The 12950-nt window shown below is 40.2% G+C and carries 13 protein-coding genes and 2 pseudogenes; 3 read left to right on the top strand and 12 right to left on the bottom strand.

Going from position 1 to position 12950, the window contains the following annotated elements; translation table 11 throughout:
• On the bottom strand, window positions 1-608 hold a 608-nt coding region (locus F893_RS15360), incomplete at its 3' end, for an IS6-like element IS1007 family transposase (RefSeq protein ID WP_005253111.1).
• 243 nt (window positions 609-851) lie between these two features.
• Window positions 852-1346 (bottom strand): arsenical resistance protein ArsH, encoded by a 495-nt coding sequence (gene arsH, locus F893_RS15355; RefSeq protein WP_010117055.1) that lies wholly within the window; start codon window positions 1344-1346, stop codon window positions 852-854.
• A 9-nt stretch (window positions 1347-1355) separates the two neighbouring features.
• Between arsH and F893_RS15350 the strand changes: the two are divergent.
• Window positions 1356-1545 (top strand): annotated as a pseudogene (locus F893_RS15350) (DDE-type integrase/transposase/recombinase); the annotation flags it as partial.
• A 16-nt stretch (window positions 1546-1561) separates the two neighbouring features.
• On the opposite strand, the pseudogene F893_RS17590 reads toward F893_RS15350, so the two are convergent.
• The 4 genes and pseudogenes from F893_RS17590 to F893_RS15335 form a co-directional block, all read right to left on the bottom strand.
• Window positions 1562-1759 (bottom strand): annotated as a pseudogene (locus tag F893_RS17590) (hypothetical protein); the annotation flags it as partial.
• Window positions 1760-1782: 23 nt separating this feature from the next.
• Entirely contained in the window at window positions 1783-2703 is a 921-nt protein-coding gene (locus tag F893_RS15345) for a copper resistance protein B (RefSeq protein WP_004281863.1), read from the bottom strand.
• Window positions 2690-4543 carry a copper resistance system multicopper oxidase gene (locus F893_RS15340; RefSeq protein ID WP_005253110.1) on the bottom strand — a complete coding sequence of 618 codons (1854 nt, stop codon included), beginning with the start codon at window positions 4541-4543 and terminating at the stop codon, window positions 2690-2692. The genes F893_RS15345 and F893_RS15340 overlap by 14 nt, the downstream gene beginning before the upstream one ends.
• A gap of 89 nt (window positions 4544-4632) precedes the next feature.
• Window positions 4633-4929 (bottom strand): hypothetical protein, encoded by a 297-nt coding sequence (locus F893_RS15335; protein WP_004281865.1) that lies wholly within the window; start codon window positions 4927-4929, stop codon window positions 4633-4635.
• A 148-nt stretch (window positions 4930-5077) separates the two neighbouring features.
• Here F893_RS15335 and F893_RS15330 point away from each other — a divergent pair, with 148 nt between their 5' ends.
• The gene (locus F893_RS15330; RefSeq protein ID WP_004281866.1) at window positions 5078-5758 is read left to right on the top strand and encodes a heavy metal response regulator transcription factor; all 681 of its coding nucleotides are present in this window, start codon (window positions 5078-5080) and stop codon (window positions 5756-5758) included.
• Window positions 5751-7151, top strand: a complete 1401-nt coding sequence (locus F893_RS15325) for a heavy metal sensor histidine kinase (protein WP_004281867.1) — start codon at window positions 5751-5753, stop codon at window positions 7149-7151. Before F893_RS15330 ends, F893_RS15325 begins: the two co-directional genes overlap by 8 nt.
• A gap of 38 nt (window positions 7152-7189) precedes the next feature.
• Here F893_RS15325 and F893_RS15320 read toward each other — a convergent pair whose 3' ends face one another.
• The 6 genes from F893_RS15320 to F893_RS15295 form a co-directional block, all read right to left on the bottom strand.
• Entirely contained in the window at window positions 7190-8473 is a 1284-nt protein-coding gene (locus F893_RS15320) for an MgtC/SapB family protein (RefSeq protein ID WP_005253106.1), read from the bottom strand.
• Window positions 8470-10845 (bottom strand): heavy metal translocating P-type ATPase, encoded by a 2376-nt coding sequence (locus tag F893_RS15315; protein WP_005253104.1) that lies wholly within the window; start codon window positions 10843-10845, stop codon window positions 8470-8472. Before F893_RS15315 ends, F893_RS15320 begins: the two co-directional genes overlap by 4 nt.
• A gap of 11 nt (window positions 10846-10856) precedes the next feature.
• Complete coding sequence (locus F893_RS15310) at window positions 10857-11507, bottom strand: methyltransferase family protein (RefSeq protein ID WP_004281871.1); 651 nt, start codon at window positions 11505-11507, stop codon at window positions 10857-10859.
• Between the two features lie 20 nt (window positions 11508-11527).
• Window positions 11528-11776, bottom strand: coding sequence for a DUF2933 domain-containing protein (locus F893_RS15305; protein ID WP_004695740.1), 249 nt, complete (start codon window positions 11774-11776; stop codon window positions 11528-11530).
• Between the two features lie 26 nt (window positions 11777-11802).
• The gene (locus F893_RS15300) at window positions 11803-12234 is read right to left on the bottom strand and encodes a hypothetical protein (RefSeq protein ID WP_004695737.1); all 432 of its coding nucleotides are present in this window, start codon (window positions 12232-12234) and stop codon (window positions 11803-11805) included.
• 446 nt (window positions 12235-12680) lie between these two features.
• A partial coding sequence (locus F893_RS15295; RefSeq protein ID WP_005253102.1) for a transposase occupies window positions 12681-12950 on the bottom strand: 270 nt, incomplete at its 5' end.

Genomic DNA, 12950 nt, shown 5'->3' with positions numbered 1-12950 from the left:
TCAATACCTTTAATTGTGGCATAAGCCGTCTTCATAGATTTGAATCCTAATGTGGCCCTGATGATTCGCTTTAACTTACCATGATCACATTCAATCACGTTATTCTTGTATTTAATCTGTCGATGGTCCAGGTCTTCAGGACACTTTCCTTCCTGTTTTAGTCGCGACAAAGCACGGCCATAGGTATGAGCCTTATCAGTGTTTATGACTCGTGGAATCTGCCATTTTTTGACATGATTCAAAATTTTACCAAGAAAACAATAAGCTGAATGGGTATTTCGTCTAGCAGAAAGATAGAAATCAAGAGTATGGCCACGTTGGTCAACTGCACGGTATAGATATGCCCATTTGCCATTCACTTTTACGTAAGTTTCATCCAGATGCCATAAATGTCGATCTGTAGGATTACGCCAATACCAACGTAAACGTTTTTCCATTTCTGGAGCATAACGCTGAACCCAGCGATAAATTGTGGTGTGATCAACATTCACTCCACGTTCAGCGAGCATTTCCTGAAGTTCACGATAGCTGATGCCATATTTACAATACCAACGAACAGCCCAAAGAATGATTTCACCTTGAAAGTGCCGACCGTGGAAGGGATTCATCTGCTGTATCTCGAAATAAATAAGATATTTAGCTTATCATGTCAGCCTATTTGCAACAGTGCCGTTTCTGGTTCAAAGCCTTCACCTTTTCCTTATTTATCTCTGACTTCTTTAATGTAAAAACCCAATCATGAAGACTGGGTTTTTACAATATTCATTGTACCTTTAACAGCACTTCATCGGTACAGCATAAAAGTGTTACTGACCTGGCAATGAGGCGCAGTATTTAATACCATCCAGCATTTATAAACTGCGCTGATTTACACGCTTGGACAACTCTTCAGCCGATTCCTTGCGTTCAGAATAACGATCAGTCAGGTATTTGCTTTGACCACGAGTCAGTAGAGTGAACTTAAATAACTCTTCCATGACATCCACAATCCGGTCATAGAAAGCTGAAGGCTTCATTCGTCCATCTTCTTCAAATTCCAAGAAAGCTTTCGGAATTGAAGACTGATTTGGAATGGTGATCATCCGCATCCACCGCCCCAAAATACGCATCTGGTTCAGGCTGTTAAATGACTGTGATCCACCACTGACTTGCATCAAGGCAAGGGTTTTACCTTGGGTAGCACGGATTGCTCCTCCTGCAAGTGGAATCCAGTCTATTTGTGATTTAAAAATGGAACTCATAGAACCATGACGTTCAGGTGAACACCAGACCATACCTTCAGACCATGCAAGAAGCTCATGCAGTTCTTTTACTTTTGGATGCTCAGTATCCGCATCTTCTGGCAAAGGAAGGCCCCACAAGTGATAGATACAGATAAAGCACACATATGGAGGTGCTTTGTCACGGTTAAAATGGGAAAGAAAATGTCCACCAGATCTTGAGCACAGGCAGGTTAAGTATAAAAATAACGTGATCGAATGTAATCATGGCAAGCTAAAGCGGATCATTAGGGCCACTTTAGGATTCAAATCGATGAAGACGGCTATGCCACATGCATCTATTCAGATGGCATTAAACACCGATGATGTACAGACGAAGTAGTAGCAGCCGATCCTACTAAAAGAATAGCAAACGATAAAAACAGCGATAAGCATGTTTTTAACCACTGCATAAAAATAGACCAAAAATTAAGCTTTTTTAGTTTTACAGATTCGAAAATAAATAGTAATAATTCATGAATAGTAGCCGAAGCTACCATTCATGAATCCAAATCATACTATTTTAAAAAACTAATTCGATGCCTGCACCATATTTCCATCCCTTTTCAGACTCTGTTGCCTCTTGCATAGAAGTGGCTTTCTGTCCTTTTTCATATTGGTAAGCAACATCAATGAAAGGTTTAATTCGCTTAGTAATCTCATATCGGGTTTTGATACCAGTTTTTAGTTCTGATAAACCTGATTTTGCAGCATAGTTAGAATCATCGCTAAATATTACATCTGCTTCGATATAAGGTTGAGTAATAAGTTTCTGAGTTAAAAGCAAATCACGTTCTAATTCAAAACTTGCTCCCCAAAAATTATTCTCACCGCCATAAAGATATGCTTGTGTTTCAAAGAAATAAGGAGCTAGACCTAATATACCAATAACCCCATCCACTCGATCGCTGCTGCTATTATTTTTATTTTCACTATATCTTACCCCAGCTTGTACATCCCAAAATGGGGCTACGTTACGGCTATAAAGTGCTGATACAGCATATTTTGGATCATTACTTTCTGACTTTTCCGAATTGGCTTCAATAAATAGACGATTTTCATCTGTTCCAATTAAAGTTTCAAACTTTGTTCCTAGGTTGCCCTTACCGTCTTCATCAACCATCCATTCATTTTCAAATTTTGTCGTTTGATAAATTTGTCCACCATGTTCTTTAAGATGATTGTCATGAGGTGAGTTAGAGTTCTCAAGCGCAATCTGGACACTCTTATCCCCCATATCCGCATTTTCCATTGAATAATATTCTGGATAACGCTCTTGAAGGGAATACTTTAATCCTCCAGATTCCTGTAAAAGAATTTTCATATTTTTTGTAATATTACTGTCTTGTACAGGAGTTTCATTTTTAGCGAACGTTAGATTTGATAATCCAAATAGCGCAATCATCAAAGTTGTTTTTGAAAACAAATTATTAGTGATGTGCATGTGGATTTACTCCCTTCTCATTTACTTGGGACTGAGGAACAGTCTTTGTAGAATTACCATCTTCCACTTGAGCTACAATGAGTTTATTCATCATTCCTGCACTCATATGGTAAAGCAGGTGACAATGAATAGCCCACTCACCTAACTCATCAGCTGTGAGTAGAGTGGTTATCGTTTTCCCAGGTGGAACAATTACCGTATGTTTGTTTGGCATATTGCTTGGATCCTGACCATTCTCAAGCTGCATAAACATGCCATGTAAGTGCATTGGGTGAGCCATCATACTGTCATTGACAAATTTTAAGCGAATACGTTCACCATACTTCACCACTAGTGGGTCGGCTTCATTAAATTTTTTACCATTTATTGTCCAAATATAACGCTCCATGTTTCCACCAAGACGGATCTCTATTTCACGTTCAGCTGCACGAGTGTCTTTTTGAGGATCTAACGATTGCAAATCACTATATTGCAATGCTTTATTACCTTCAGGTGTTGAAGCATTTGCCCATCCAAATACGGTATTATCATTCTTGTCTGAAGCCGCCTTAACAGTAGCGCTATTCATCGGCATATCATGATCCATACCTTTCATAGAAGACATATCATGATCCATACCTTTCATAGAAGACATATCGTGATTCATACCTTTCATAGAAGACATATCGTGATTCATGCCTTTCATAGAAGACATATCATGATCCATACCTTTCATAGAAGACATATCGTGATTCATGCCTTTCATAGAAGACATATCATGATTCATTCCCATATCTTCCATAGTCAATAAAGAACGAGGACGAGGCTTAGGCATCTCAATTTGTTTTACAGGTGAGGTATTTTCATCATGTAAGGTTCCAACCGAAAATCCAGTACGATCAATAGATTCAGCTTCGATTTGATAATGGGCTTGTTTCGGTTCAACAATGACATCATAAGTTTCAGCAGTACCTATACGGAACTCATCTACAGGAACAGGTTTTACAGGTTGACCATCGGCACTTACCACTGTCATTTTTAAATTTGGAATTCGTACATCAAAAAATGACATTGCAGAAGCATTAATAAATCGAAGGCGAACTTTTTCTCCAGCTTTAAAATTACCGGTCCAGTTTTGCTGAGGTGTTTTGCCATTCATTAAAAATGTATAGCCTGTGACATCAGACATATCTGTTTTCAACATCCGCATCTGATTCCACATAGAGCGGTCTTGCCAAGTTGCCTTTAATCCATCACGTTTAACTTGTTTCATGACATCAAATACCGTTTCTCGACGGTTCTGATAGTAATCTGCTTCTTTTTTAAGATTCTTTGTGATTTGATCACTTGTTGAATTATGAAAATCAGAAAGCAAAACCACATAATCTCTATCAGTTTTTTCAGATGATGTTAAGGGGGTTTTATTTTTCGGATAAATAACTAAAGCACCATATAGGCCGTCTTGCTCTTGCCCTTTACTATGGGAGTGATACCAATAAGTACCATTTTGACGAACCTTGAATTTATATTCATACGTTTTATTAGGGGCGATGCCTTCGAACTGGTTGAACCCTGGTACACCATCCATGATTCCGGGTAATATCAATCCATGCCAATGAATTGAAGAGTCCTGATTTTTTAGCTTATTATGAACACGAATAACGGCATCATCTCCCTCTTCAAATTCAAGAAGAGGGGCAACGAATTTACCATTAACGGTAATTCTCTTTAGCGGTTTTCCTGTAATATTTACAGTCTGTTCCGCGATCGTTAAATCATATTCTTTAACTGCCGCCATTACCCAAGTTGATGAAAATAAACCAACTCCAATTAAGAGTATATGACTTAACTTATTTGACATTCTATCTCACCTTTAGAAAGGTCAAGATTGAAGTAATAAAGCAAATATTTAGTATAAACTTTAATACTTCTTTCTCGCTATTTATAAAATTATTTATTGCTACTAGGCATATTCATCTTTGAATGATCCATTTTAGAATGGTCCATATTCATCATAGAATGATCCATTTTTGACATGTCAGATGAGTTAGGAGACTGATGTTGACTATGATCTTGCTGAGTCTTGTCATCTTTTTCCATTTTACAAGGTTTTGTACAAGGTTCCTGTGCTTTTACCGTTTTAGTGGCACTTGAGGTTGATACATCTTTTGCCCAAGATTGAGTACCAGCAATTAAAGTTCCAGCACACATTAAAATTGTTAGACTACGACGCACTACAGTTTTCATAAGTTTCTCTAAAAGTTAATTTCTTGCTACTACAATAAAGTGAAGCACTGAACATCTAAGTGACTTGAAAATGACATTTTTGTAATCTATCTCGATCAGATGTTTTATAACGTTATTATAGTTTTAATGAATAACTTAGGATTCTGAGATGAGAATACTATTAGTTGAAGATGAACAAAAAACTGGTGATTATCTCAAGCAAGGTTTATCCGAAGCTGGCTATATTACGGACTGGGTTACAGATGGGTTAACGGGTAAACATCAAGCTCTTTCTGAAGAGTATGACTTAATTATTTTAGACGTGATGTTACCTGGACTAAATGGTTGGAATATTATCAATGATATTCGTAGCAGCGGTAAAACAATGCCCATTCTTTTTCTTACCGCCCGAGATCAAATCGAAGATCGAGTAAAAGGATTAGAGCTAGGCGCTGATGATTATTTAGTTAAGCCTTTTGCTTTTGCAGAGCTTCTAGCTCGAATAAAAACGCTCCTTAGACGAGGGCAACAAAGAGAAGATAGTAATATTATTAAGATTGCTGATTTAGAACTTGATTTGAGAAAACGTCGGGTAACGCGAGCGGGTCAACGCATTGATCTGACGGCAAAAGAATTCGCGCTTATGGAACTTTTTATGCGTAGACGAGGTGAAATTTTACCAAGAGCGCTGATTGCTTCTCAAATTTGGGATATGAATTTTGATAGTGATACGAATGTCGTTGAAGTCGCTATTAAACGATTAAGAAGTAAAGTTGACAGTAACTTTACTCCCAAATTAATTCAGAATATTCGAGGAATGGGGTATGTACTAGAGGTAGAGGATGAATAATAATTTATTCAGAGCGATCAGTTTCCGGATCGGTATCATTTTCTCATTATCTACTATTTTCATTCTAATTATTATGGGTTTGTTCATAAATAAATTAGTAATGCATCATTTTGAAACTCAAGACCGTACCCAATTAGAAGGTAAAATCCAGCTTATTCAGAATCTTCTCCAACAGCATCCTAAAAATTCTCCAGAACTTAATCTTTATTTAAGAGATGCGTTAGTTGGACACCATGATCTTATGGTCCAAATAGAACGACCGACAGGTAAAGTTTTATTTAGTTCAGCATCCTCAATCATTAATACTCAAAATTTAATCAAGTCAGCAAATAATTCATGGATTAAATGGCAAGTTCAAAATAAGACCTATCGTGGCATGATCTACACTACAGGTATAAATAGAAATTCTGAAATACAATCTGTACGAATTATTGTTGGGATCGATACATCAGAACATCTACATTTTCTAAAAGATTTTAAGCGTCAACTTTTGTATATTGGTTTGGCTGGTACAATTTGTTTAATGTTTTTAGGTTGGTTTGCAACCTGGAGAGGTTTAAGACCAGTGCAAAAAATGGCTAAGGTCGCAGAAGGAATTTCTGCTCAACATCTTTCAGAACGTTTAGAAGTTGAGCATACACCAACCGAACTAAAATCATTGGCAATCGCCTTCAATGCTATGCTGGACAGACTAGAGTCAGCTTTAGAAAAACTTTCCGATTTTTCATCTGATTTAGCACATGAAATTAGAACACCGATTAATAATTTAATGACCCAAACTCAAGTATGTCTCGCCCGTAACCGAGATATTGGTACTTATCAAGAAATACTATTTTCTAATTTAGAAGAATTTGAACGTTTGGCTCGAATGGTGTCCGATATGCTTTTCTTGGCAAAAGCAGAACATGGCTTAAATTTACAGAACTTACAGAATATTGACCTCATTAAAGAAGTTACCGCTTTATTTGATTTCTATGACGCTCTAGCTGCCGAAAAAAATATGACACTTCAACAAACAGGATCTGGCAATGTAAAAGGTGATCCTGCTATGTTACGTCGCGCACTCAGCAACCTATTGTCTAATGCAGTTAAATATGGAAACAAGAATTCTACAATACAGATAAAACTTCAACAGAATTTAGATAACACAATATTTTCAATTGAAAATGAAGGCCCTGAACTCTCTCCTGAACAACTATCCAGATTATTTGATCGTTTTTATCGAACAGATGCGTCTAGACAAAGAACAGAAGAAGGAACCGGCTTAGGGCTTGCCATAACAAAATCTATTCTTGATATGCTTGGGGCGACCATCCAGGCTGAATCCCTCAATGGTCGAATCATTTTTACCATTGTTTTTCAAAGTGAATCCATGCAAGGGGAATCATTTTAACTCATTTTTTGAACATCTTCCATTTACCCGAGTTGACCTTACATAAAGCTCAAACTGAGAGCCAGAGCTACGCCAGCACCTATCATGGCAATTGTGTAGCCAAATATGATAGCTCGGCCAAACTGTGCCCCCCCTGTCATCCATGCAATTGTCGCTTTGCTTAACATGTTGCTCAGTGTGGCCAGCCCTAGCGCGACAGCAGCCACATTTGTTGTTAAGCCTTCAGTACTATGCAGGCGGGCAAGTGAGACTAAAATAGCATCTACGTCTGCTAGCCCAGAAATAGTCGATAATACGAAGATGCCGCTGGTGCCCAACCATTGTTTTGCTGCCGGGACCAAGACTGCCATGACAGCCAGGAAAGCAGCGAAGCTGAATACTGTCCCAAGATCAAAAGGAGCCATTGCTTCTATTGTTCGATCGTTGTTTTCAGCGCTGGTAATTTGGCGTTGTCTCCACAATGCCATACCCAGCAGAAGGATTCCCGCAATCATCATTGCACCACCAAAAGTGCTTAGCAATGCTGGCTCAATGACGCCTATCAGCACAACCATACGAAAAAACATGATGCCACAGGCAGCCAATGTTCCAGAAATAGCAGCACTGACCATGACGGGGTGCTGGCGTGTATAGCGTGCCAGTGCGACAGTTGCAGCTGTAGAAGATGCCAAACCACCCAATAGACCTGTCCAGAATATGCCTCTTTCTGAACCGGTAAGCCGCATGGCAAAATGACCTGCCAGAGAGAGTCCGGCAATCAGGATCACTGCCCACCATAACTGGTAAGGATTTAATGCAGCAAAAGGTCCCATACCCGTATTGGGTAAGTAAGGTAATATAACGACAGAAAGTACCAGTAACTGCAGGGATGCGGTTAATTCACGATGTTCGATCAAGCGTAACCAACCATGTAAGGTTGGCTTGAGATCCAAAAATACAGCCACGATGACAGCCGCGGTTAATGCTAAAGTAACATTACCATGGGATGCATATGCACCTAAAACTAATGTCAACAGCATCGCGATCGTCGTGGTAGCGCTTAAATTACCGGAAATTTTTGCGGTACGCGCGTAGGATACCGTAAGTAAAAGGGAAAGCCCTAATACGGCTGCGACTAGTGGCCAAGGCCCAAAGTTTGGCTGTAAATGACCGAGCACTCCTCCGAGTAATCCTGTCAATGTGAAGGTACGTAGGCCTGCTACTCGGCTGCCTTCTGGCAGTTCACGATCATTCCATCCTCGTTCTAAACCAATGAGCAGGCCGATGGCAAGTGCTGCAATCAGGCCTGATACATCTGGTGGAAGAAAAAGACTCTCTATCATAGCTTTTTATGTCGCAGGCGAAGGGCATTGGTGATCACTGAAGCGGAGCTAAAACTCATGGCCAAGGCCGCAATCATGGGTGACAACAACCAACCGGTAAATGGGTAGAGTACGCCAGCTGCTATTGGGATACCCAAGGCATTATAAAGGAAAGCAAACATGAGGTTCTGTTTCATGTTGCCAACAGTAGCTTCCGAAAGTGAACGGGCAACCGCGATACCGCGTAAATCTCCCTTGACCAAGGTAACTTGAGCACTATTCATTGCGACATCAGTTCCGGTCCCCATAGCGATACCGACATCAGCTTTAGCCAAGGCTGGTGCATCATTGATGCCATCGCCGGCCATTGCCACGATGCGACCTTGCTTCTGCAATTTGCTGACAAGTTCGAGTTTATCTGCGGGTTTAACTTCACCATGTACCTCATCAATACCCAGACGTGATGCGACTGAACGGGCAGTGGTGAGACCATCTCCTGTTGCCATCACGATACGTAGTCCAGCTTCCTTCAGGGTGGCAAGTGCTTCAGGGGTACTTTTTTTGATGGGATCGGATACTGCAAGCAGGCCGGCCAATTCACCATTGATGGCTAGATGCATCACACTTGCACCTTCTGAACGCAGCTCTTCGGCTTGCGGAATCAGAGATTGTACCGAGATACCTAATTGCTCCATCAGTGCTGTGTTGCCCAAAGCTAACTGACGATCGCCCACTTGACCTCGAACACCAATCCCTGAGCCTGATTCAAAATTATCTGGTGTTTCAAGAGGCAGGCCACGTTCGTGTGCTGCGTTTACAATCGCTTCGGCTAGCGGGTGTTCACTGCCTTGATCAAGACTGGCGGCTAAACGTAATACTTCAGATTCATCGAAACCTGATGCGGCAACCACACGATCGAATACAGGGCGTCCTTCAGTTAACGTACCTGTTTTATCGATGATTAGTGTGTCAATCTTGCGTAGATTCTCAATGGCTGCTGCATCGCGGAACAACACACCATGAGTAGCACCTTGACCCGTTGCAACCATGATAGACATTGGAGTTGCCAAGCCTAGTGCACAAGGACAGGCAATAATGAGTACTGCCACAGCATTGATTAATGCATAAACCCAGCTCGACTCTTCTGGGCCGAACAGTCCCCATCCAAAGAAGGTAAGCAAGGCAATGGCTACTACAGCCATGACAAACCAACCTGCAACCTGATCAGCCATGCGTTGCATTGGTGCTCTCGATCGTTGAGCTTGCGCCACCATCTGTACGATCTGGGATAACATGGTACTTGAACCAATTTTCTCTGAACGCATGATTAGGGAACCATTGGTATTCAGGGTAGCACCAATGACTTTATCACCGATGCGTTTAGTGATAGGTAAAGGTTCACCTGTCAGCATCGATTCATCCACTGAACTACTTCCTTCAGTGATTACACCATCCACAGGCACTTTTTCACCTGGGCGAATTCTGAGTAAATCTCCTACATGGACATGCGTTAGAGGAACATCTTCTTCAGTTCCATCAGGCAGGATTCGGCGAGCTGTTTTAGGAGCGAGCCCAAGGAGTGACTTAATTGCAGCAGAAGTTTGCGAACGTGCTTTTAACTCCAATATTTGTCCCAGTAGGGTCAATGAAATGATGACCGCTGAAGCTTCAAAGTAAACAGCGACACGACCCATGGAAATAAATGAGTCTGGGAAGATTTGCGGTGCAATGGTTGCGACCACACTATAAATAAATGCAGCTCCAGTGCCCAAACCAATCAGCGTCCACATGTTCGGGCTGCGATTCACAACCGATTGCCAACCCCGGGAAAAAAATGGCCAACCTGCCCAAAGTACAATTGGGAGTGACAACACCAGTTCAATCCAGCTCTGAACAGCCATATTGAACAGGTTCATTTGATGACCAAACATCGCCAAAAAAGTCACGATGATGGTCAATGGCAGTGTCCACCAGAAGCGTCGGCGGAAATCACGTAACTCCGGATTCTCATCTTCCTCTAATTCAGGAATGAGTGGCTCCAGTGTCATTCCGCATTTAGGACAGTTTCCAGGATGATCTTGCCTGATTTCTGGATGCATTGGGCATGTATAGATGGTCGTACCTGTTGTGCTTGCCGCATTAACGTGTTGAACAGTCTGATGATGCTGTGTATGTGCATCGGCAGTCGTCGTTGCGGGTTTAGCGATATATTGCACCGGGCTGCTATGAAACTTTGATTGACATTTATCACTGCAAAAAAAGTAAGTTTTCCCCTTAAATTCCTCATGGTATTTCGATTCTTCAGTGACGGTCATACCACAGACTGGGTCTTCCAGTACGTCTGTTGTAGCCTGTGCCATATGGTCCTGGTTATGATTTTTTTGATCTGACATAAATAATTCTCTTATGGTAAAGTGGTTTTATGGCCGAATTTTGGAATAAATCTCGGAGTCTGTTGAGCATAGCTGTCATAGACAGCGCCAAACTGTTTACTCATTTCAGCCTCTTCCTTAATTGCCAAGCGGCTGTACATTAAGAGTAGGATTGGAAACATAATCAGTGTCAGTAAAGTTGGCCATTGCAATAAAAAACCCAGCAAGATCATCACAAAAGCCACGTATTGTGGGTGACGTATACGTGCATAAGGGCCTGTGATCGCTAAAGAATGCTGACGTTGCGCGTTGTACAGCACGTGCCATGACGTTGATAACAGGTAAAATCCATAGCCCAAGAAAACGTAACTGGCGATATGCAAAATGCCAAAATGTGGATCACCTTTTTCACCTAATAGCGTTGACCACAAGTGACCTGCATTATGAGAAAGTAAGTCAAGTTGAGGGAAGCGAGTTTGAAGCCAACCAGATAACAGGTAAATGGTTAAAGGAAAACCATACATTTCGACAAATAGAGCAATGATAAAAGCCGAAAAGGCCCCAAATGTACGCCAATCGCGCGCAGTGGAAGGTCTAAAAAAACTGAAAGCGAACATGATAAAAACTGCTGAGTTAATGATAACCAGCGTCCATAAACCATAAGCCGATTCCGCATGATTCATGATGGATCTCCTGATAAGAGCTATTTTTTGTTATCAGATATATCGGATTTTTTTTGCTGCGAGTGGTTATGCCCATGACCACCATGCATAAAAATATGCATCAGTGGACACGCTAAAAGGAATAAATAAGGCAAAGCACCGATAACGTGGGCTAAATGTTCCGTTAATAGAAAATAAGCTGCGATACCACCCAGCACGATTAGACCAATGGCATAACGTGTAGACCAAAAGTTAGGTACTGAATTATTTTCTTGGTGTTGGTGATTCATGGTGCTTTCCCCTAATTCATGGGTAACTATTTAGTTGCTGACGGAGGCATACAGTCCATCATCATCTGCATCATGGATTGCATCATGTCCATACGTTTTTCCATCATCTGCTGACGGTCAGCCATATTTGCATTCATGCTTTGGCTGCCCATCTGTTTCATCATACTCATACCTCCTTGCATGAGTTTCATGTGCTCAGCCATAAGTTTCTGACGTTCTTGTGGGGTTTTTGCAGCCATCATCTTCTCATGCATGGCTTGCATCGCCTTCATGTGTTGATCCATTGCAGCCATTTTATCTGTAGCAGTGGTGCTGGTAACTGTTTGCTTAATTGTTACTGCAGATGGTGCTGTTTTTTCAGGGTGGTGATCTTTGTGTTCATCGGATTGCTGTGCAAATGTATTCAATGACGCGGCTGCGATACATAAGCCCAAAAAAATGTTTTTGAATTTCATCATAATTTTTTCCTTTAAATAATTTGGAAGTAAAAGCTATGTTTTAGTACTGAACAGAGTCTAGGAATTTGACTACTAAACTGATGAAATTTTTGGTTATTCTCTGTCTCTCTTAAAAATTTTAGCACTATTAATTAATTATTTTTAAAAATGACAAAAATGTAATTTTGAGATCTTCTCGAAATATATAGTCTATGCTGAGATGACAAAAATTTTATTTAATATTAATCTTTTAAAACTATTAAAGTTGTTATGATTTTATGTGCTTAAAAAAATAAAAATGAAATGATTAGATGACTCCAAGGCTAGTTAGAGACACATTCTTAATGTAATTTACACTGTTATTCCTTTAAAGAAAAAATACAGTTGATCAAAATAGTTTTTTATAGAAAAAAGGGTGGATAATTTAATTATTAAACTTATTGGTATATTTATTAGATAAGTTGTCATTAAAAAGTAAACATGTATTCTTTTCCGAATTGGTTTGATACTTTCTCCACCCATTGCTCTATTTTGTCAGCTGTCATGACTTGAAAATCTCGCCAATAATATTTCATCTGCTTCCATACCATCTCGATTCGATTTAACTCAGGGCTATAAGCTGGAATAAAATACAGATTCGTCGAAAAGTTAGTTTTAAGTAGCTCTCTGTAATCAGCCATCTTTTTACTTCTATGAATCGAGGCATTATCAACAATAAGAACCAATGGAAGGTTATA

This window comes from Acinetobacter sp. CIP 102136, assembly GCF_000369685.1.
Classification (GTDB): domain Bacteria; phylum Pseudomonadota; class Gammaproteobacteria; order Pseudomonadales; family Moraxellaceae; genus Acinetobacter; species Acinetobacter fasciculus.
This window is presented reverse-complemented; position numbering and strand designations above follow the sequence as displayed.